Origin of the sequence: Veillonella magna DSM 19857, assembly GCF_000428745.1 — a bacterium.
GTDB lineage: Bacteria > Bacillota > Negativicutes > Veillonellales > Veillonellaceae > Veillonella_A > Veillonella_A magna.
Map to the genome: position 1 here is coordinate 1 of NZ_KE386795.1, position 22566 is coordinate 22566.

A 22566-nucleotide genomic window follows, 5' to 3' on the forward strand; every position below is an offset into this window, starting at 1 on the left:
TTCTTTCTCGGCAGTGCTAAGTTTATTAGTAAAAGCTATTTTACATGATTTGCAAAACCATCGCTGTGATCCTGACTTTAACACTCCATGTCTAATACATTTTTGACTGCAATTAGGACAAATCACTTGCTTCATATGTTATTCCTCCTTTTTTGTTTTTGTATAGGAAGATATAACCTTATTTAGGCCAGTATTTACAAGGGCCTATCGATATTTTTACACACACTTTTTGTCCAACCTTTATCTTCTCCCAAAAAAGATAAAACCGCTATAACCCCAGTACTTAACTGGTTTTATAGCGGTTTTCACCCACACTTTTTGTCCTATAACTCTGATTATCGGTTCGGTGACTTGGCTGTGGGCGTACCGCATGCGATAAATAAAAACGGTATTGTATCTTTGATTGGCCCTGAGAAGCCAAGAGTAAGGTACAATACCGTTTTTGTTTGTTAGTAATTATCGTGTAACAACTGATGATAGAATAATTACTTACATACTAGTTACTTATATAGCAGTTGAAAGTACAGATACGTCTTGAAGTGATTACAAGTTATACGCATCTTTAATTAATTCGTTCATGGCTTCTGGTGTGCGCAATCCCGGATTCAAGAGAAAGAGGTCAGATGGCAAGTAGAATACCTTGCCGTTTTTTACAGCCTTTAGATTATTCCACGCCGGGTTGCCGGTCATTTCCTTTTCCATAGTCTTGGTAATATCTTCCTTTTTACCCATGGTTACGATGAAGATGACATCAGGATTATCTACGGCTAAGGTTTCCAGTGAGTAGGGAACCGTTTTAGCGGTGGAATCGGCTAACTCTTTATGAGTGAGAACCACATTATCCATGTCCAGTTCTTTTACCATAGAGGCAGTGATGGCTTTTTCCGTTTCGGCTGTTACCGATTTGCCGGTAGCACGTAATACGGCTACACGCGCCGGAGTGACACCGGTAAGCTTAGCCTTGGCGGCTGCGATTCCTTCATTATAGTGGGCAATGACTTCTTTTGCTTTGTCTGGGTTGCCTACTACATCACCTAAAAATGCAATGAGGGGAACATTATCTTTAATGCCATCGTAAGTAACAAGAATGTAAGGGAGCTTGTTCGATTGCAACTGGGATTCAAACTTAGCGTGCTGATTGGAAAGGCCCAGTACCAAATCCGGCTTCAAGGAGAGAAGCTGTTCCATATTAATGGAAGCGGTTTGACCTAAGGAAGGTAATGCGGCTAGCTTGTCGTTCAGCTTGTCTTGCGAGTTTACACGAGCAATTGAAGTGCCGCCGACGGCATCTAACATTTGTAATAATGAATTCGATAAGACGGCAATGCGTTCCGGTTTGGCCGGAATGGTGTATTCCTTGTTTTCAGAGGTTACGGTACGCGTTGCTTGTGACGTGGTGGAATCGGTCTTTCCGCAACCGGCAATTACGGTGAGTAATCCGATGAGTAAGAGACCGATCGCTATTAATTTTTTCATGTGTATTCACCATCCTTTGTAATTAATATACGAATATTATTATACGGGGACGCGGTGGGACCTGCAACCCCGGAGAACACAAAACGCCACATGCAATGAAGTCTGTTGGTGATAAGAACATCATCGCTGTGGCGATGGCCATACGGTTTTACCCGTATAGCATAAGTGTATGGTGTACCATGCTATGCTGAACGCGATGGGAATCGTGTATCAGATAGTGTCAGCCATTTGTTTATTTATTGTCAGCTTGTAGAGCCTGCCATGCTTCATCGGCGTGGGCAGCAAAGATATCGCGAATCTTTTGATTTTCTCCCATGCCATGAATGTAGGTCCCTACTGTAAAGCCGGCGGCTTCTAATTGTGACTTATGCGAATCCGGTTCATCACCGGCCATATCGTTGTTGGCATGATCGCCGGCTACCATCATCATCGGCATAAGAGTTACATGCTTGATGCCGTTGGCTTTCAGCTGCGGGATGATGTCGTCAAGACGAGGCCAACCTTCCACCGAGTAGACGTACACATTTTTTAGTCCCATGGAGTCAATGCGGTCCTGGATCACGGAATAATAGGCGTTGGACGGATCCGGCGTGCCGTGAGCCATGATGAGGATAGCGTCGCTGGCAGTTTGCTGCGGGAACTGTGTGCGGAGTGCATCAAGCATAGTAACGATGTCGTCACGCTGTTCTTCTTGTCCCATCCAATAAAGAAGCGGCATTCCGATGGTCATTTTTTTGAAGTTATGTTTGTACTGATTATACACGGCGGTTTTGTAATTATATTCAAGACCGGGAATCACATCCAACGTAGCCAAGGCTACACGGGTATAGCCTTCCTTTTGTAATTGATCGAGGGCTTCTTCCGGCGTAGGATAGGTAATACCTTCCTTAGCTTTAATGCGGTCTATAATAATATGCGAGGTAAAAGCAGTGACTACCTTTGTGCCCGGATGTTGTGCCTTGATTTCATCTATGGTAGCATCGATCGTTTTGGCGCGGGTATCTTTAAACGTGGTGCCAAAGCTCATGACAACGATAGCATCCTTGTTTGGTTTGGCTTGCATAGCCGCATCGGGATTTACGTACGTGCGCAATCCGATTTCAGTGGCTTCCAAGAGGGCCGGTGTAGCCGTCTTTACTTCCGAACTTAACTGATACGCTGCATCGGTAGTGGTCCCCAAAGCACCTACACCAACTAAAGCGAATGCGGCAAAAGCAGCTGCTACAGTACGTTTCATTCTTTGATTCATTTTGTTCACTCCTAAATACCTAATCTACTCATATAACCAATCTTCATAGCAAACATGTATTTTGAAATACATCTTTGTTCGCATTTATCATAACAAAGAGGGGGGAAAGGGTCAACGGAGAAGGGGCGTTTTATATAGAGTAATAACAAATCGTTATATCTACGGCGGCGACATTGTCTATGCGTAGTCAAGGACGCGTTTTTCTGCTATCATTAATTATGATTCATGTATTATATTAAACCATGAACACATGGCTCAAGGAGGCATATATATGAATGAATTTGAAAGCGGCACGACAGCACGCGAAACGTCGGATACCGTTTATGAAGTAGCGTTTACACCGGTACTGGAACGACCGGAATACCAAGGTGAACCGATTCACAGTAAATTATTGTCTTTGCGGGAGGCAATGGGCGAAGAAGATTTTAATCGATATATTAATAGCCTGTTGCGCATTACCTATAATGGACGGGCGCTATGGTTGATTACACGAAGTGAACGCAATCGCACCTTGATAGAAGGAAAGTACTTGCCGTTGATAGCTAAGGTTTTCAACGTAGCTGCACCGCGCGTATTTTCACAGCCTTAAGAGAGAATACTTTTACTGTATGGGGCATATCGGGCAGAGTTTGCTACGGACTGTACAGGAGTTATTGATGATAATATTATCATTTAGTATGGGGGGAGAAGTAGTAAGACAGTAGTTAGGTTGTAAAAAATAAATACAGATAAAGCCAGTAAAATAAGGAATATTGTGATAAATGCAACATTCTCTGTGATAGTCAGTGATAATTTTATAAATGAGATAAATTCTCATTGACGAATTTAACAATGTACCGTATGATAAAGATACGAAATGAAAGATAACATTGTTATGCAAAGCTGCATGATAATAATCCATAACAGGTGGCAGTGAAGAAAGGTCACGCCACTATGATAGATAGGGATGACGTTGGTAGCTAGAGGACGACTGAAACGGAGGATAGTATGAACAAGAAAGGTATTATACTGGCAACATTTGGATCGATTTATGGTGAAGCCGTAGAAAAATCAGTAGGCTGCATGGAAGCCAAAATTCGTAAGACCTATCCGGAAGCAATCGTGCATCGCGTATTCTTAGCCGATGCCTTAATTGAAAAGTGGAATGAGAAATACGATAGAACTGTATGGGACTTGGAAGCAGCGATTGCGGACATGGCCGGTCAAGGCGTAAAAGATATTCATATTCTCCCCTTCACATTGGTGGCGGATCAGTGCTATCAGAAAATGCGCAAGACTATCGCTAAAATTAATTACGGAAATGACCGTGGTCTTCGCCTTAATGTAGGCAAGCCTTTATTGAGTTCGTTAGGCGTAAAAAACTACGCCGACGATTACGCCTCGACTATTGAAGCGATTATGAAGCATGTTAATATTCGGGCCCTCAATAAATCGGTATTGCTTATGGCCAACGGACAAAATCAATTAGAATTCAGTGCGTTGCAGCTAAAGTGTTTCTACGGAGCCGGACAAAATGTGGCTGTGTTTACGTCTAATGGATTTCCAAACTTTAAACAGGCATTGACCTTGTTAGAACGTTTGGATCATCATGAAGTCCTGGTGGTGCCGTTAGCACTGATTGGCTCCGAGCATCTGATGGATTTTCTTGGCGGTGAGCGTCCCGATTCAGTGGCGTCGCTATTGACGGAAGAAGGCTATGGCGTATCTATTTGGAATGAAGGCTTAGGTGAAAATCCGTATATTCAAGACTTGTTCTTGAAGCATTTGGCTCACTCTATCCGCATGGTGGAGCGTAGGCAGCAAACCGGTCGCGAAGCTAGTGAGAACGAGCGCCGCGCATGTACGGCGTAAAGCAGTACGGACTCATACTACGCATGTAATTACGGATGTCGATCCCCGTTTTTGTCGCTAAGACAAGGCGGGGATTTTGTATATAAAGGGGGCTTTCCTATGAAACAAGCTATTGTTGTGGTTGCTTTTGGCACGACGGTACGGGCTGCCCGCAAGGCATGTATCGATTCTATTGTACAGCGTATTAAAGAGACATATAGCGATTATGATGTATATTTGGCATTTTCATCGCGTATTGTGGTAAAAAGATTGCGCGATGCCGGTGAAGAAGCGATTACAGAGGCCGGTATGATGGAACGTCTCATTGAAGAAGGCTATACGTCATTGTTTGTGCAACCTTTGCATTTTACAGGGGGCGCAGAATATGATAAATTAAAGCGGAGTATCTTAGCCTATGAAGGACAGGGAGAGCTGCGCACGGTTCGCGTCGGGCGCCCGTTGTTATTTTTCATGGGACAGGAGGAACACCCCGATGATTATGAAGCACTGATTGATACCTGCCTTAAGGCATTAATGGTGCCGCCGGAAGAAGGGGTACTCTTTGTCGGTCACGGCGGACTTAATGTAGGCAATGCTGCTTATTCGGTACTGCAGATGAAATTATGGCGTCGCGGATGGTGTAATGCACGAGTCATTACATTGGAATCCTATCCCACCTTGGAAGATACCGTACTGCCCTGGGAATGGGTGGATGGTAAGCGACCGTCTAAAATTCATGTGTATCCGTTACTATTAGTGGCAGGTGATCACATGTTAAATGACATGTTCGGCGATGAAGCGGATAGCATTGCGTCACGGTTGTATGCCGCCGGTTATGAGGTAGTAGAACATCGTCATGGTCTAGGCGAGTACCCGGCTATTGGAGATTTATATGTACAACATCTGGAGGATTGTTTGGCTAACAGGTATGAAGAACGATCGAAGCGTCGGCCGGTAATTCCTGATGTTAAATAATGACAAAAGATATTATATTTACAAGGAGTGAATACTATGAAAGGCAAATTGTACGGTATTGGTGTGGGTCCGGGAGATCCGGAATTGATGACGGTAAAGGCAGCACGCATTGTTGGTGAAGCCGATATTATCATCACCCCGAAAACAGAAAAGAAGGATGGATCGGTGGCCCTGAATATTGCTAAGCCGTATATTCAGGAGCATACGGAGATTGTACCGGTTGTCTTCCCGATGGTGTTGAATGATGATACGCAACAGGAAGGTTGGGAAGAAGCGCGGAACATTATCATCGGTTATTTGGAAGCCGGTAAGAATGTAGTGTTTCTTACCTTAGGTGACCCCATGTTTTACAGTACATACATGTATGTATATCGCTTGGTGGAAGGCACCGGCTATGATATCGAAACGATTCCGGGTGTTACTGCTTTCTGCGCCATCGGCTCTCACTTGGGATATCCTATTGTAGAAAAGGAAGAAGTATTGGCTATCGTACCGGCAACGGCACCGAAAGAAAAAATCGACAAGGTGCTGGCAGTTGCGGACGATGCTGTTATCATGAAGGTATATCGCAACTTTAAAGAAGTACAGGATACACTGAAGAAACATGATATGGCGGATGATGCGGTGATGATTAGTCGCGTGGGTCTTGATGGTGAAGAAGTGTATCGCGGTCTTACAGATATGCCGTCCGACACAAAGCTTAATTACTTGTCTACGATCTTGGCAAAGCGAAAAGATAGATAAACATAGGGAGGTAGCGCCTTATGAGTAAGGAATACAAGATTCCGCGTATCGTTGTAGCCGGCACTAATTCCGGTGTGGGTAAGACGACGATAGTCGCAGGATTGTTAGCGGCACTTCGTGAACGCGGTATGAAGGCACAGCCCTTTAAAGTAGGTCCCGATTATATCGATCCGGGCTTTCATAAAGCGGCCAGCGGTGAAGAATGCTACAATCTTGATACATGGTTGGTGCCTCAAGAGCGAATGAAACCTTTTTTTGCCAATATGGCTAAGGAGGCTGATATTGCTATCATTGAAGGCGTTATGGGCCTTTATGATGGCGGCCGTGAAGGCGTAAGTTCTACGGCACAAATTGCCAAAGAGTTGGCAGCGCCGGTTATTTTGGTCATTGATTGTAAAGCCATGGGTGAGAGTGCGGCGGCTATTGCTAAGGGATTTCGTGATTATGATAACGAAGTACATCTGGCAGGCGTGCTCCTTAATCGCATCGGTTCGGATAATCACGAGCATATGATTCGCAGTGCTATGGAGCGCTTGGGAATTCCCGTTATCGGTGCTATTCGCCGTGATGATCGTATGCATTCACCGGAACGTCACTTAGGACTTACTCCGGTGACGGAGGTTGACCCGACGGATGCGATCACTACGATTAGAGAAGCCGTAAAAAGCATGGTCGATATGGATGCCTTGGAGTCTATCGCATGTAGTGCACCGGGATTGGTGGTAGCCGAAACATTGTCTGAACAAAAAATAAAACGTCGCGCTCGTATCGGTGTAGCCTATGATGAAGCCTTTTCATTTTACTATCCGGCCAGCTTGAAGGCGTTGGAAATGGCCGGTGCTACTATCGTACAGTTCAGTCCTTTGACGGATACCGCATTGCCTGAGGTAGACGCCCTCTTTTTCGGCGGTGGCTTTCCGGAAATGTTCCTGTCGCAGTTGGAACGCAATGAAGCTATGAAAGAAGCAATTCGCGAGGCAGCGGCAGCAGGTATGCCCATATACGCGGAGTGTGGCGGTTTAATGTACATGTGTCATAGTGTTGTTGATTTCAATGGCAACGAACTGCCTATGGTTGGTTTGGTGCCGGCCGTGTGCCGTATGCAAGATAAATTGCAAAAAGTGGGCTATGTGACGGCTACTGCATTGCAAGATACTTTGCTTGCACCGCAGGGAGTACGGTTACGAGGCCATGAATTTCATTTCTCTACCATGGAACCGATGACGGAAACGTTCCCGTGGGCGTTTCAATTTGAAGGTGGTCGCAAACCGGTAAATTATTCCGGTGGCTATGCTAAAAACAATATACTGGCTTCCTATTTACATTTAAACTTTGCCGGTAGCGATGAGGCCGCAGGTCGCTTTGTTGAGGCAGCAGCTCAATGGCGTAGGAACGTGGACACAGTAACAACAAAGTGAGGTAGTAATCATGGCTGAACGAGGTTTGATTTTAGTCAATACCGGTGAGGGTAAAGGAAAAACCACGGCCGCCTTAGGCTTGGCACTGCGAGCTGTGGGAGACGGCTTGCGAGTGTTGATCTTACAATTTATTAAGAGCGGCGGTGGCTACGGTGAATTAAAGGGTATTGCCCGATTAGGCGAGTCCATTGAAATTCGCCCGATGGGGAATGGCTTTGTCTATCATCGACAAGAGAAATCGGCAGAAGCGATGGCGGCGCATAAAAAAGCAGCCGCCGAGGCATGGGCTATGCTGGAACGAGAAGTACAATCCGATGTGTGGGATATCATTATCATGGATGAGATTAACTACGCTATGAAGTTTGGCCTGGTGTCGGAGGAGAAGGTTCTTTCTATGCTGAAAGCAAAACCGGAACGCCTTCACGTTGTTTTGACGGGGCGTGATGCACCGGAGTCCATTATTGCAATAGCCGATACCGTGACCGAGATGCGAATGGTGAAGCATGCATACCAAAAAGGTATCAAAGCCATGAAGGGCATTGAGTTTTAAATGTATTGTACAAATGGATAGAAGATAGATATATACAGGCTGGATCGGTGATGAAGAGCACCGGTTCAGCCTTTTTCTATGATGCATTTTTAATATCGAAAAAATTAGAAATGCACCCTTGAAAATACCTTGGGACATGGTATAATTGAATTGTAGTAAGAGACACTAATATAAGAACTTGGTTGTATAAGAAAGTTCTTACTTAGGTATATTTTTATAATTCCAAGGGGGTTATTACAATGGCTTTAGTAAACTATGTAAAATCTGCAGACTTCAAAACTGAAAAACACGTTCCTGTTATTACTGCTCCGGATAAAGTAGCTGCCGGCGAAAAAGTTGAAATTCGTTTGGAAGTAGGCAAAGACATTGCACATCCGAACACTACGGAACATCATATTGCTTGGATTAAATTGTATTATGTAGAAGAAGGCACTACATTGCCGTATGAAGTAGCTCGCCTTGAATTCAATGTACATGGTGAAGCCGGTGCAGGCGCTAACGAAGGCCCTGTATTTGCTGAAGCAGCCGGTGTTGTTACGGCAACCTTCAAGAAATCCGGTAAATTGATTGCTACTTCCTACTGCAACATTCATGGCTTGTGGGAATCCGAAAAGGATATCGTAGTAGGCTAAGTTAAAACATAATAGAAGCATGCGTGCTTTTTAATGAGAAAGGGGCGCACCGAGGTTTGTGAAAGAACTTATTTCGGTGCGTCCTTTTTTTATATCAGGGGATAATGCCTGGCATAAAAGGTAGCAATAGGGGCGTAGGGGTTCTACTACTTAGATTTGCTAAGGCCGACAATCTGTCATATAATAATCGTAATAAATGTTTTTCAATAACTAATCATAGGAAGAGGGAATGACATGAATAGTGAGAAGCTACTAGCCGAAGCCAAAGAAGTCGTTCGGGACTTAAGCGTTCGTGAATTGATTGAAGCATCCATTCATAATGGAGAAGGGACGTTCTCCGATCGGGGAGCTCTGTGTGTTACGACGGGGACCCACACGGGACGATCTCCGAAAGACAAGTTCATTGTCGATACGCCCTTAACCCATGATAGTGTGGACTGGGATAACAATCAGGCTTGTACGGAAGAAACATTTGACCGCCTTTATGCTAGGTGTGAAGAGTACATTAAGAATCATTGTGTTTATGTAAAAAATGTTAAGGCCGGTGCTGATCCAAACTACCAGATTCGTGTTAAGTTTATCAACGAAATGGCTTGGCAGACGGTCTTTATTAGCCAGTTGTTTATCAAAACTGATGAACCGAGCACGGTGCCGGAGGACTTTACGGTTATTTCTCTGCCCAGTGTTATGGCGGACCCGGCTGTTGATGGCACAAATTCGGAAACATTCATTGTCCTCAACTTTGATAAGAGAATTGCCCTCATCGGTGGCGGTCTGTATGCGGGAGAATTGAAGAAATCCATCTTCTCCGTCATGAACTATATCCTTCCTCAAAAAGGCATTCTTTCCATGCATTGCTCCTGCAACGAAGGCAGTCAGGGCGACGTGGCTCTCTTCTTTGGCCTTTCCGGTACGGGCAAGACTACTCTTTCTGCGGATCCCGAGCGCTCCCTCATCGGTGATGATGAACATGGTTGGGGCGATAATGGGGTCTTTAATGTTGAAGGTGGTTGCTATGCCAAGTGTATTGATTTGACAGAGGACAGTCAGCCGGAAATCTACGGTGCTATTCGCTTCGGTGCGGTAATGGAAAATGTTGTTATCGATGCGAAGACAGGCGTGCCTGATTTCAGTGATAGCACCATTACAGAAAATACTCGCGTAGCATATCCGATGGAGTACATTCCCAATGCTAAGATTCCCAGCTGTGCAGGTCAGCCGAAGAATATTATCCTTTTGACGGCTGATGCGTTTGGTGTGTTGCCTCCTATTTCAAAATTGACGAAGGAGCAGGCCATGTACCATTATTTGACGGGGTATACCAGCAAGGTAGCCGGTACCGAACGAGGCATTAAGGAACCGCAGGCTACGTTCTCTACTGCTTTCGGCGCGCCGTTCCTTCCCCTACAGCCATTGGTGTATGCAAAGCTTTTAGGTGAACGGATTGCTCAGCATGATACGAATGTGTATCTCGTTAATACGGGCTGGAGCGGTGGACCCTATGGTGTAGGGCAACGTATGAAGTTGGCGTACACGAGGGCTATGATTCATGCGGCCCTTGATGGCGACCTGGGGAAAGACGGTTGGACGACGATGCCGCTGTTTAATGTGGCTATTCCTAAATCTTGTCCTAATGTGCCGAGTGACATTCTTAATCCGCGCAATACGTGGGCGGACAAGGATGCGTATGACGACATGGCGAAGAAGTTGGCCGGTCTCTTTAATGATAACTTTAAGAAGCTTTTTGAAGGCAAGGTTACCGAAGATATTGCGTCGGCAGGCCCTAAGCTCTAGAAAACTCTCTGATAGATAATTTTATAATTAAAAGAGTGCTCTATGATGTGTAGTCTTTACAGGACAATCAGTAAAGAGAAGATATCGTAAGGAGCACTCTTTTTATGGACATATATGTATGGTAGGATAGGCTTAGAAAGGTAAACGTAGGAAAGTGATGATCAATGAATTTAAATGCACTGAAAGGAGGCAATCATGATGATGAGCGAAGAGGAATGGGAGCGCCTGTTAGCTATTCGGACATCCGGTCGAGATGACAGCCGTTCCGATGGTGAACATCATCCTTATGAACCGACGGATTACTGCGTCCTGGAACGATTGGCTAACAGTGGACTGATTCGCAAAAAGAATATGCTCATCGACTACGGCAGCGGTAAGGGGAGAGTAAGTATTTTTCTGGCCTATCAGATAGGGTGTCGTTCTATTGGTGTCGAATACGATGAACGCCTCTTTCAGAAGGCAATGATCAACGCCGAGAGTCTAGCTGCACGGCAACGGGTTTCCTTTGTCCTCGGTGATGCGGCAACGTATGTGCTTCCGGACGAAGCAGATTGCTGTTTTTTCTTTAATCCCTTTGCGCTGCATACACTAAAACGAGTTCTGGGAAATATCTTCGATTCCTTGCAGCGAGTACCGCGGCCATTACGCCTCTTTTTCTATTATCCCTATAAAGATGTGGAGCGTTTTCTAAATCAGCATTGGCACCTTGATGCCGAAGAGCCGGTAGATTGTAGGGATCTTTTTGATGGAAACGATGAAAGAGAAAAAATCTTGGTCTATTCGGTTCGAACGATGCAAGGTTGTGATTCGCTAGTTGGGCATTGAGTATCAGCATTAGTAGGAAGCTATGGAAATTCTACGCATATATAGAATCAATCGTTCACGATATAGAAAATGCGTTAATCTCTGACGGATAGAGTAGTATTGACAAAGCAGGTGTTCTATAATACAATAACAAAGTATTCCAGATGCGGTTGTGGTGGAATGGCAGACACGCTGTCTTCAGGCGGCAGTGCTTTCGGGCGTGCGGGTTCAACTCCCGCCAACCGCACCAGACTATAGTAAATATGCGGCTTACGAGATTTTCGTAAGCCGCTTTTTTTGCGTTTGACTACATTTTATCTTCAGGCGATTGACTACATTTTGACTACAGCTTAAAATACTTTTTCCAATGGTTAATTGTAAAATGAAACTGAACACATAAAAAATCCATAGTGACTACGCCGTGTTATGATTAAAGTGACCAAACCAAACACACGAGGTATCACTATGGACTACATTAATCATAACACATCATTGCGTACAAACAAACACCTATCCTATGAAGAACGTTTCTACATCGAAAAGCAGTTGCAGGCTAATATCTCAAAGTCAGCCATTGCTAAGGTACTGGGTCGTTCCAGAACAACGATTTACACTGAAATCAGACGCGGCACCGTAGTACAAATCAAGCAAAGAAAACCAATACTCATGTACTTAGCCGATCGCGGTCAGAGCAGTTATGAAACATCTCGTAAGGGTTCTTTCAGTACTTTGAAAGCCGGTGCTATTGAAGCATTTTTAGCCTGGATAGAGCATATGGTTTTAAAAGATAAATGGTCGATAGATGCATCTGTTGGCTATGCTATACGTCATCACTTGTTTGCACGCGATGCAATGGTATCTACCAAAACCCTATACAACTATGTGCACCAAGGAATTCTTCAAATAGCTCCTATTGATTTACCACTTATGGTACGCCGTTCAACCCGTAAGGCGAGAACACGTAAGCACAAAAAGCATCTGGGAAAGTCTATCGACTTACGAATGAGTCTATCTTACACCGTAAAGAATTTGGTCATTGGGAACTAGATACAGTGCGAGGTATTAAGGATAAGCAAGACGAGGTCATCGTCTCTCTGTTAGAGCGCAAAACACGAGCGTACGTAACACTTAGGTCTCCTTCAGCTAAGGCAACCGATATTGCGATTACCTTACAAAATTGGTTGAAACGCTGCAATGAAGCCTTAGATGGCAGGGCGTTATGTAAAACGATAACATCAGATAATGGACTGGAGTTTTCCTCTATCACTGATTTAGAGAGCGATACACTTCAAATCTTTTTTGCTCATCCCTATGCCGCATGGGAGCGTGGCTCTAATGAAAGACACAACGGATTATTACGTCGTTTTATTCCTAAAGGTACACCTATTCACACAGTATCTGAAGCAACTCTTAAACGAGCAACAGATTGGTGTAATACATTACCTAGAAAAATTCTCGGTTACCGTACACCGCAAGAGGCATTCCTTGACGAATTAAAAAGCTAACGGATGTAGATAGTGTTCAATTTCATATTGCAATTTAGTATTTTTTTTCATCAAATTCAAATTTAATCTTTAAATTCTACTGTAGTAACAACTGAAGACTGTAACAACACCTACAGCGCGTACCGCTTCTTTTATTTAAATTCTACTGTAGTAACAACTGAAGCGGAGTAAATGCCGAAGGATTAAAAGATCGTATTGATTTAAATTCTACTGTAGTAACAACTGAAGCCTAACACTCATACTGCAACGGCGGTGCAGATAAAAATAAGCATTTCTGTCGAACAGCCACTCTTAAGTATTTTGATGAAATCATTATGCTATAAATTTTTCATATTTACAAGTTTTTGAGCTATTGTCGATAGAAGGGAAAATAGATCATGCCAAGGGTCGACAGAGATTATTCAGTGAGGCTGTGTCTGAATGATACCACTTGGTGTGTATTCTAAGTGATGGCAGTGTAGGCGCTTGATGACTATGATATACTGAGATTGGTAATAGCTAGTAGAAAATTACATAATAAAAAGGCCTTTACCGATATACTAGGTATGCATGAAAAAATAGCAGCAAAAGTATGGGATACAAATCATATGATAAGAATGTAGGCTTTTGGCTGATTCATGTATACTTTCACCGAGGTGATGGCTATGAATCAAGCAATATATACAAGAACGATATTTGTTGTACAAACGCTTCTATATCGAAAAGGAACTGTAAGCCAATGTCCCAAAGTCAGCTATTGCTAAGTCCCTTGGTCGTTATAGAATAACGATTTATATTGAGATTAAAAGTGGCACCGTAGTATAAATTAAGCAAGGAAGGCTAATAGACGTAGTAAGTATTCAATTTTATATTGCAATTTTGGGTTGCTAAAAATTAATATATATGGAATAATGGAGATGCACAAGAGTGGTGTAGGAGTGAGCACGCCTTGAAAGAGGAGACGCCGGTTGAAATCCGGCCACGGCATATAGATGTGCTGGTGCAAAGCAGAATCGGTATCGCGGTTCTGCTTTTTTATTATATGCCGGTCGACTACGTTAGCTGAAGAATGCTAAGTTTGCATTGGCGCGATGGAATGGGACGTTTATAAATTACTATTCAAAAGAAGGATGTGTGTATATTGATATAAAATCAAAGGAAATACGCACGGCATTTCATAACTATCAATTTGATTCTCGTATAAAAGCTATGATGGAGGTGTTTAAAGATGGAAAGTAATATCTTTTGTCCTTTGTACAATAAAAATATAGAATATGGTGATTGTTTTGAAATTTCAATAACGGCTGAAAGAATGGGGTCTAAGTCTCTATACAAATAGCTATCTGAAGAACATGATGATTTTGAAAATACTTGTATGAATTGTCCTAATCATAGGGAATAACCGCTTACGAAGGTAGGCGGTTTTTTTATATCCATTTTAAGCCCGAAAGGGCTTTTTTTATTGCAAGGAGGTATACATATGACAAAAGAAGAGTTGGAGACTTTCTAGTTTACCGAGGAAAAGAGGACAAAAAAATAAACTGCTTAAAGCGGTATGCGATATAATAGGCACAACGGGATACAAAGGCGTAGCGTGCTTGTCCTTCGTAAGAAGGGCACGAGTAATGTGTTTTGTCAAACTATCGGATACATCTCAAAAGAATAGTAGGAAATAAAAAAGAGACACCCCGTCATCAATGACAGATGTCTCTCATTTATTGAGTACATGTACCTTCTAATATTTTACGCGCGTGTAATTTTATCAGAACGAAGGCAGCGAGTGCATACATTAACCTTTTTGGTTTCGCCGTCTACAATTGCCCGTACTCTCTGGATATTAGGCTTCCAAGTCCTTTTTGTGCGGATATGAGAATGACTCACGTTCATACCGCTAGCTGTGGATTTGCCACATACTTCGCAAAGGTTTGCCATCAATTCCACCTCCAAGCATTTTTACAACATAACATAGGTATTCTATCATAAAGGAAAATTAAAAGCAAGTGGTGACATTGATTTAAACATATATCTAATTATTTTCCTGTGCTATAATGTACATAACGGTAATGACGAACGTATACACGATGGATGAAGGCAGACGATGCATCGCACTCGTGTGCACCGTGAGTAGCGATTGCATATGATAGATACGATGATGGGGAAGGACGGTAGTAAGCAGATGGAAACAGCATTACAGACAATTAAGGGCATAGGACCGGGGCGTGAACGGCAATTTCATCGTCTGGGTGTGCGCACAATTCCGGGCTTGCTTACGTATTTCCCACGTGCCTACGAGAACCGGAGCCATATTGTACCTTTGCGCGAATTGAAAGCCGGCGAAACAGCAGCGGTCATCGGTACCATTGCGACGGTACAGGAAAAGAGACCACGTCGCGGTTTGTCAATTTTGGAGATTGTACTAGCAGATAGCACGGGACGTTGTAAGATTGTATTTTTTAATCAATCGTATAAAAAGAACATGTATAAAAAAGGATTGCGCCTTTACGCTTACGGTAAAGTCGATATGGGATACGGTGCGTTGCAGATGAATACACCGCATGTGGAAATGCTATACGGTGATCAACAACCGGACACGGGCATCGTACCGGTATACCCTTTGGTGGAAGGTGTATCCCAATATATAGTAAGGCAGGCACTGACGAATTGGTTTGCGGCGCATCGGGAGTTGCCGGATATTTTACCGCCGGAGGTAAGTGAAGCGCATTCCTTTATGACGCGGTATGCAGCATTTAAAGAAATGCATTTTCCCAGCACACCGGAAGCCTATAAGGCAGCACGTCGGCAACTGGCGTATGAGGAGCTTTTTGTGATGCAAGCCGGATTATTGTTATTGCGAAGTCGACAACAAGCGGTACAAGGGGTGGCGATGAAAACGAATGGACCACTTATTACCTCTTTTCTGGCATCGTTACCGTTTACCTTGACCGGTGATCAGCAGCGAGCTTTTCATGAGATAGCTACCGATATGGAAGACAACTTGCCGATGCAACGGCTATTGCAGGGGGATGTAGGTTCAGGTAAGACCGTAGTCGGTGCGTTAGCATTACTTAAAGCGGTGGAGAATGGATACCAAGGGGCTCTGATGGCGCCGACGGAAATCTTGGCACAGCAGCATTATGAAAGTATTACAGCGATGTGTGGTACGCTTGATGTTACGTTGGCTTTGCTGACAGGTTCAACAAAGGCAAAAGAAAAACAGGCCATTTATGAAGGCTTGGCTGCTGGGACCATCGATATAGTTATCGGTACACATGCGCTTATTCAAGAGGGTGTGCACTTTAACAAACTGGCATTGGCAATCATTGATGAGCAGCATCGCTTTGGTGTAGAGCAACGGGCACGATTACAGCAAAAGGGGATGAATCCTCATGTTCTTGTAATGACAGCCACCCCGATTCCGCGAACCATGACGCTTTCCATTTACGGAGATTTGGAGGTCAGTGCCATTAAAGAAATGCCGCCGGGGCGTAAGCCGGTGCAGACATTTGCCGTCAATTCGACCTATAAGGAGCGGATGCGTAATTTCTTTGCCAAAGAAATGGAGGCAGGTCATCAAGTTTATGTGGTGTGTCCCTTGGTAGAAGAATCGGAAAAGCTGGACTTACAAGCAGCTGAGGCACTGTATATGGAGCTGGCTGCGTATTATCACGGGCGTTTTGCGGTAGGTATGGTACACGGTCGCATGAGTGCAGCCGAAAAGGAAGAGGTTATGGAGGCCTTTCATCGCCGGGACATTCAACTCTTAGTATCTACTACGGTTATTGAAGTAGGTGTCAATGTGCCGAATGCGACGATCATGTGCGTGGAAGGGGCGGAACGGTTCGGTCTTTCACAGCTCCATCAGTTGCGTGGCCGTGTAGGGCGCGGCGATGCGCAGGCCTATTGCATATTGGTTAGTGACAGTCGCAATGAGGAGAGTAAAAAGCGATTACATTTAATGGAAACCATTCAAGATGGATTTGTCTTGGCTGAACAGGATTTACTGTTGCGCGGTGCAGGGCAGTTGTTTGGTCTTATACAGCACGGCTTGCCGGATTTGAAGGTGGCGGATATTGTTCGTGATATTGATATGTTGGCCGAGGCGCGCAGAGATGCGAAAGCGTTCATTGCAAAGCAAGGCTTTGCGTATTGTGCGGAGAAGATGAAGCCGGAACTGGAGCAGCGCTTCGGTGATGATTTTATTCGCATCCTATATAGCTAAGCAGCGCATATCATTTTGTTGATGAAGGCAATATGAAAAGAGGAGTTACAACGAAATGAGTGAACCGACATCCCGGTATTAGCGGTTAGAGCTAATCATTGGGAACGTTCGTACACTTTGTTCGTCGTAACTCCTTTTTATTTCATACACTATGTACTTGTTAACTCATTTTTATTAGCGTACTGCATAACGGCGGTACTGGATGTACCAGAGACGCCACGTGTAAAGAATACCGGCTACCGACACACTGCCTAATAAGCCAACCCAGATACCGTACGGACCATAGCCGAGCAGCTTGCTAAACACATAGGCTACGGGAACACTGACGCCCCAATAGGTGGAGATAGCGATGACGGAAATAATTCGCACATCCTTATAGCCACGCAAGATCCCTTGAATCGGTGTGCCAAAGGCATCAATTACCGTAAAGAACACCGCATAGGATAGGAAGCTGCCGATAAGGTTTACCATATGACTTTCCGTTGTATATAAACCGGCGATGGTAGATAGATGGGTGAAGCTGTACATACTGATCAAGGCAGCAATTACGAGAGACACACCGCGAGCAATGTACGCATAGGCCTTTGCATCCGCATAGCGTTGAGCGCCGACTTCGTAACCAACGGCAATGGTGGACGCAATGCTCAAGCTAAGGGGGAAGCAATAAAAGAGATTGGTAAAGCTGATGGCTGCCTGATGGGCTGCGATGATTTCGGTACCAAAATAGGCCATTACAAGACCGGCTACACTAAAGATACTCATTTCACAGAAGATAGATATCCCAATCGGCACACCTAAGCGAAGCTGTTCTTGAATGTATGGCCATTGCCACGGTTCGAGCTGTTTGAAAAAGTGATAGTCTTTAAACGCTTTACAGCGCGTTACAATCACTAGATAACAGAGTAAGTTAAACCAACAGCAGATAGCGGTAGCAATCCCGGCACCGACACCGCCTAAAGCAGGTAATCCGAAATGACCGTTAATCAATACATAATTTAAGAGGACGCTAAGGAAAAAACTGGTAATCATGATACCCATGGAGTAATGGGTATATCCATGAGAGTCGACGGTGTTACGCAAAATGGATAGCCACATCAAGGGAAGAATACCGAAGGCGATGGCTGTCATATAATGAATGCAAACCTCGTAGGCTTGCGGTTCCAGATTGAGCAATAGCAATAATGGCTTGAGACCTAAGAAACCCAGGATAAGCAGGAAGAGGCCCATGCAGGTGGCTAGATACAGTCCTTGACGAACGATAGTAGGAATTTGCTCCGGTCGTTTCGCGCCGAGTAGTTGGGCAATAATCGGTGAAATGCCGAGGAGTATGCCCATGGCGCCGAAGAAGCAGGCGACCCAAATATTATAGCCGATGGAAATTCCCGCCAAATCGACGGTGCTGTATTGTCCGGTAAGGAATACAGCCACAAAAGTACCGGCTAAGAGAGAAAACTGCGTCAAAATAACCGGCGTAGCCAGACGCAGAAACAGTCGGAACTTTTGGAAAATCGTTTCAGTTTGATGCATAGATATAACCCTTTCTAATACAACACATGTAGCACTGTACAGGCAGTTACGGAGCAATAAAAAAAGCCCCCAACCTAAGAGTGGAGAACTTGCCTATAGGTGTACACTTGAAATGTACACTGCACAAAATGAGAGTAAGAAAATCCCAGTAAATGTATTGTGTTTCTCATGATACTCTCATAATTATTATGGTATAATTGTAACATATGAGGCCACGAAAGGTAAAGTAGCGACCTGCAAAGGAGACGCCTGAAAGATAATCAGACGTCTTTTTTATGTACAATCAAGCAGGACTATAACCGACAGAGGCAGAATTTTATAGGCATATGATTAGATTAGAACGATGAGGGAGGAACCGCATTGGAGATTGCTAGTGTGGCAGGCTTGCTTGCTATTGTAAAAATTATTGTTATTGATATTTTATTAGCCGGAGATAATGCGATCGTAATTGGGATGGCGGCTAAAAATTTACCGCCTCATCACCGCAAACAGGCTATTTTATGGGGGACTGTCGGGGCTATTGTATTGCGCTTAGTCATGGCCGTTTTATTTGTAGAAGCGCTTAACACGATTCCGGCGTTACACTTAATCGGTGGTCTATTGCTACTTTGGATTGGCTATTCACTCCTAGACGATACCAAGAAGGAGCATTCCATTGAAGCCAGGGATAATTTGCGTAGCGCCATTATGACGATTGTGATTGCCGATGGCGTAATGGGGATAGATAATGTAATCGGTGTTGTTGGTGCTGCCGAAGGTCATATGGGCTTAGTGGTGGCCGGTATGTTGATAACGGTGCCAATTATTATTTGGGGCAGTACGCTATTTGTTAAACTGATTGATAGATATCCGGTTATACTTTATGCCGGTGGCGGTATTCTCGGCTGGGTCGGCGGCGGTATGATTGAAGCCGATCATTTAGTGGCACCGTATCTTGCTCCTTATGCGATTCCTTTTAAATTGGCTTGTGTTGTCCTTGTTTTAGCAGCTGCTATTATAAAAAAGAGAATGAGATAATGTTTACGTGCGTTTTATAGTCAACAGTGCTATAATATTCCTTACATGATTATGAGGAAGGATGCGAATGGATTGTTAGACTTATTAGATATAGCCACGTGGATTGCCGTAGGCAAAATTATTATTGTAGATATTGTATTAGCCGGAGACAACGCTGTTGTTATCGGTATGGCGGCGGAAAAGCTGTCACCGGATTTGCAAAAGAAAGCTATCTTTTGGGGCACCTTCGGTGCCATCGCTATTCGGTTGGTATTGGCCTTTTTGTTAGCGGAAGCATTACATATCATTCCGGCACTACACATTATAGGCGGTATCGTATTGGCTTGGATTGCAGTGAAACTCTTGATGGATCAAGATGAAGAAGCACATGTGGAAGCAAAGGATTCACTTAGAGAGGCGATTATTACTATAGTGCTGGCGGATGCGATGATGAGCATTGACAATGTGATTGGTGTCGTAGCAGCCGCACAAGGCATTATGGAACTGGTTGTTCTGGGTATGTTGGTAACGGTACCGATTATTATCTTTAGTGCTTCCTTATTTGCAAAGCTTATCAGCAAATATCCGATCATTTTATATGCCGGTGGTGCCGTATTGGGTTGGGTAGCCGGTGAAATGGTAGTAGCCGATCCGTTGCTGGCTGCTGTTTGGCAGTGGCCGCAAGCAGTAGCCGGTGTTATTGGTATTGTTGTTGTCATGGTGGCCGTAGTTGTTATGAAGCAAATTAAGAAGTAAATAAAAAGTAATACTAGAAGAGAAAAGTATCCTACGATAGCTATGCAGAATGCCCTTCGAAAGACCGGGCTTCAAAGAGCTATCGTAGGATACTTTTATATTTATCTATTCATTCGTAAGACTTGACTGCCAAGACATGAGTCGACCTCCAAGTTATTTATTCAGTTTCCGGGCGTAACTGAAGAATCTATATATGTGAGTTTTTAGTTTTTATGTCATTGGTTACACGTTGGATAGCAGTAATTAAATGTTCGGTACTATGAATTGAATGTTCGATAGCATTAATTGCTTTTGTTTGTACATATCTACCGGTTGAAAGGTACACATAAATTTTTTGTAATTTTTATTTTCGGTTGAAAGAAGCATACAATACAGATATATACTGGATTTTCAGATTAGATGCAAAATTAAGATGGTTGTATGATAAAAAAATATGGGTAATTATGTTTAAAAAAGGGGTCGTTTTTGCCTGTTATAAGTGAGGGGGTAATTTTCCCCGCTAGATTTTAGGGAGGTACGACTCATGAATTACATCAAACAAATAAACGGGTTTCAAAAATGGATACTAGTGCATCCGGGAGTTTCTTCATCGGCGCGTTTTCTTTGGCTTACGTTACTTCATTATAATAATGTGGCCGGGTGGAAAAAGAATTTTAATTTATCGATGAATGCATTGCTGTTAAGCACAGGCTTGTGTGAACGCACGATTCGCAATGCGAGAAATGAGTTATGCTCGTTAGGTCTTTTAATGTATAAGAAGGGAAGAGTGGGCATTGCCCCGATATACCAACTGATTCCGGTAGAAGAGTTTGATAAGCCCGATGATCTTCCGATAGATGAAACCACTACGGACGAAGTGACTACGGGTCAAATGAAGGAAGGCAAAACAGCTACAGATGTAACGATAACAGAACCAGTAATATCTGCTGGTGATAATGAAGAGGTACCACAGGCAGAAGTAGAATTGGAAGACATTGCCAACAATAAAGATGAAATTAATATAGCGTCAGAGCCGATAAAAGCTTCCGAGAATGATGGTAAACATACAGCCAATACAGAGTTAGAAACGGCAAAATTTACCGGCAATGACGATGAAAAAATAGGTAATACAAAACATATACCGGCAACGGTACCGGCAATACTACCGGCAAAGGTTAGGGTAAAAAGTTACGAAACTTTTGTACCTATACTTAAACTAAACGAAACTAGACTAAACATCTCTAAAGAAAGTACAAAGAAAGGTAGCGAAGCCATCCTTGTAGAGCCCCAAGACAATACATTAAAAAATGCAGAAGAGGACGTGTCGAATGTAACATTGCAATCGAAATCTGTGTCTACGATTGAATTACAATCCAATGCTATGATCACATCGAAAGAAACATCCAAATCCACAGCGGAGTCTACAGCGAAGTCGAACAAGGCTGACGAAGAAGAACCGTTTGTTCCGCCAACGCTGGAGATGGTGCAGGCGTATTGCCGGGAGAAGGGCTACCACATTGATCCGGAAGCGTTCATGGCGTACTACGATGCGGTAGGTTGGTCTGTGGGCAAGAAGACGATGAAGAGTTGGAAACGAGCGGCTGCTTACTGGGAACGAAATGAAAAGAAGTGGAAAGCGGAAGCGAAGGAACGGCGGGGGCCTATCGCTCACAAGGGTACGGTTCTCGTTCACAAAGGGATGGCTCTCGTACTACGGGATATGCTAACGGCAATGATAACAGAGACGGCTCCACAAATTACAGCGGAACGGGAGAATCCACAACCAACAGAAGAACAGGCTGCGCCAGACGCTTCTATTACCACGTGGCAGGAGTCGGGTTAACAACAGTGGAAAGGAAACCGGCACCGCGTCACACTTTTACCTATCATAGAGCAGGAGGCGATGACTAATGGCAGGGATGCAGTCCATTGCTTCATAAGAAGAAGGAAAAGTGTAGAATATTTTGTCATCTGAAGTCTACTGTAGTAACAACTGAAGAAGAATTAACAGCCAATATACTTGATGCTGCTAACAGATTTAAATTCTACTGTAGTAACAACTGAAGGTTGAACGTAATAGTAAATTGCTTGTACAAGCCATCATTTAAATTCTACTTTAGTAACAACTGAAGA

Annotated in this window: 18 protein-coding genes, 1 tRNA gene and 1 pseudogene; 15 read left to right on the plus strand and 5 right to left on the minus strand. The window is 43.7% G+C overall.

Annotated features, from left to right (window positions below; translation table 11 throughout):
* From G344_RS11950 to G344_RS0106975, 3 genes are all read right to left on the minus strand, one after another.
* A partial coding sequence (locus tag G344_RS11950; RefSeq protein WP_420864503.1) for a transposase-like zinc-binding domain-containing protein occupies nucleotides 1-135 on the minus strand: 135 nt, incomplete at its 3' end.
* Between the two features lie 408 nt (nucleotides 136-543).
* Entirely contained in the window at nucleotides 544-1476 is a 933-nt protein-coding gene (locus G344_RS0106970; RefSeq protein ID WP_028255559.1) for an ABC transporter substrate-binding protein, read from the minus strand.
* A gap of 232 nt (nucleotides 1477-1708) precedes the next feature.
* Nucleotides 1709-2713, minus strand: coding sequence for a sirohydrochlorin cobaltochelatase (locus tag G344_RS0106975; RefSeq protein WP_420864504.1), 1005 nt, complete (start codon nucleotides 2711-2713; stop codon nucleotides 1709-1711).
* Between the two features lie 283 nt (nucleotides 2714-2996).
* Here G344_RS0106975 and G344_RS0106980 point away from each other — a divergent pair, with 283 nt between their 5' ends.
* The 11 genes and pseudogenes from G344_RS0106980 to G344_RS10980 all read left to right on the plus strand — a co-directional run bounded on the left by G344_RS0106980 (nucleotide 2997) and on the right by G344_RS10980 (nucleotide 13015).
* Nucleotides 2997-3314 (plus strand): hypothetical protein, encoded by a 318-nt coding sequence (locus G344_RS0106980; RefSeq protein WP_028255561.1) that lies wholly within the window; start codon nucleotides 2997-2999, stop codon nucleotides 3312-3314.
* Between the two features lie 398 nt (nucleotides 3315-3712).
* Complete coding sequence (locus G344_RS0106985; protein ID WP_028255562.1) at nucleotides 3713-4576, plus strand: sirohydrochlorin cobaltochelatase; 864 nt, start codon at nucleotides 3713-3715, stop codon at nucleotides 4574-4576.
* A 99-nt stretch (nucleotides 4577-4675) separates the two neighbouring features.
* The gene (locus G344_RS0106990) at nucleotides 4676-5530 is read left to right on the plus strand and encodes a sirohydrochlorin cobaltochelatase (RefSeq protein ID WP_028255563.1); all 855 of its coding nucleotides are present in this window, start codon (nucleotides 4676-4678) and stop codon (nucleotides 5528-5530) included.
* Nucleotides 5531-5566: 36 nt separating this feature from the next.
* Nucleotides 5567-6274 (plus strand): precorrin-2 C(20)-methyltransferase, encoded by a 708-nt coding sequence (gene cobI, locus G344_RS0106995; RefSeq protein WP_028255564.1) that lies wholly within the window; start codon nucleotides 5567-5569, stop codon nucleotides 6272-6274.
* A gap of 20 nt (nucleotides 6275-6294) precedes the next feature.
* On the plus strand, nucleotides 6295-7692 hold the full coding sequence (locus G344_RS0107000; RefSeq protein WP_028255565.1) for a cobyrinic acid a,c-diamide synthase CobB: 1398 nt from the start codon (nucleotides 6295-6297) through the stop codon (nucleotides 7690-7692).
* A 10-nt stretch (nucleotides 7693-7702) separates the two neighbouring features.
* A complete protein-coding gene (cobO, locus tag G344_RS0107005; protein WP_028255566.1) occupies nucleotides 7703-8242 on the plus strand; it encodes a cob(I)yrinic acid a,c-diamide adenosyltransferase in 540 nt (179 codons plus the stop codon).
* Between the two features lie 239 nt (nucleotides 8243-8481).
* Nucleotides 8482-8874, plus strand: coding sequence for a class II SORL domain-containing protein (locus G344_RS0107010; RefSeq protein WP_028255567.1), 393 nt, complete (start codon nucleotides 8482-8484; stop codon nucleotides 8872-8874).
* Between the two features lie 234 nt (nucleotides 8875-9108).
* Entirely contained in the window at nucleotides 9109-10668 is a 1560-nt protein-coding gene (pckA, locus tag G344_RS0107015; RefSeq protein ID WP_028255568.1) for a phosphoenolpyruvate carboxykinase (ATP), read from the plus strand.
* A gap of 198 nt (nucleotides 10669-10866) precedes the next feature.
* Entirely contained in the window at nucleotides 10867-11493 is a 627-nt protein-coding gene (locus G344_RS10975; RefSeq protein WP_051245857.1) for a class I SAM-dependent methyltransferase, read from the plus strand.
* Nucleotides 11494-11638: 145 nt separating this feature from the next.
* Nucleotides 11639-11722, plus strand: a tRNA-Leu gene (locus G344_RS0107025).
* A 215-nt stretch (nucleotides 11723-11937) separates the two neighbouring features.
* A pseudogene (locus G344_RS10980) lies at nucleotides 11938-13015 on the plus strand (IS30 family transposase).
* Between the two features lie 1684 nt (nucleotides 13016-14699).
* On the opposite strand, the gene rpmB reads toward G344_RS10980, so the two are convergent.
* Nucleotides 14700-14888, minus strand: coding sequence for a 50S ribosomal protein L28 (gene rpmB / locus G344_RS11720; RefSeq protein ID WP_071838105.1), 189 nt, complete (start codon nucleotides 14886-14888; stop codon nucleotides 14700-14702).
* Between the two features lie 244 nt (nucleotides 14889-15132).
* Here rpmB and recG point away from each other — a divergent pair, with 244 nt between their 5' ends.
* Entirely contained in the window at nucleotides 15133-17175 is a 2043-nt protein-coding gene (gene recG / locus G344_RS0107035) for an ATP-dependent DNA helicase RecG (RefSeq protein ID WP_028255569.1), read from the plus strand.
* Nucleotides 17176-17349: 174 nt separating this feature from the next.
* Here the strand turns inward: recG and G344_RS0107040 are convergent, their stop codons facing one another.
* Complete coding sequence (locus tag G344_RS0107040; RefSeq protein ID WP_028255570.1) at nucleotides 17350-18702, minus strand: MATE family efflux transporter; 1353 nt, start codon at nucleotides 18700-18702, stop codon at nucleotides 17350-17352.
* 360 nt (nucleotides 18703-19062) lie between these two features.
* Here G344_RS0107040 and G344_RS0107045 point away from each other — a divergent pair, with 360 nt between their 5' ends.
* The 3 genes from G344_RS0107045 (at nucleotide 19063) to G344_RS11520 (ending at nucleotide 22276) form a co-directional block, all read left to right on the plus strand.
* Nucleotides 19063-19719, plus strand: coding sequence for a YjbE family putative metal transport protein (locus G344_RS0107045; RefSeq protein WP_028255571.1), 657 nt, complete (start codon nucleotides 19063-19065; stop codon nucleotides 19717-19719).
* 72 nt (nucleotides 19720-19791) lie between these two features.
* The gene (locus G344_RS0107050; protein WP_028255572.1) at nucleotides 19792-20454 is read left to right on the plus strand and encodes a TerC family protein; all 663 of its coding nucleotides are present in this window, start codon (nucleotides 19792-19794) and stop codon (nucleotides 20452-20454) included.
* A 523-nt stretch (nucleotides 20455-20977) separates the two neighbouring features.
* The gene (locus tag G344_RS11520; RefSeq protein WP_028255573.1) at nucleotides 20978-22276 is read left to right on the plus strand and encodes a helix-turn-helix domain-containing protein; all 1299 of its coding nucleotides are present in this window, start codon (nucleotides 20978-20980) and stop codon (nucleotides 22274-22276) included.
* The last annotated feature ends 290 nt before the right edge of the window (nucleotides 22277-22566 follow it).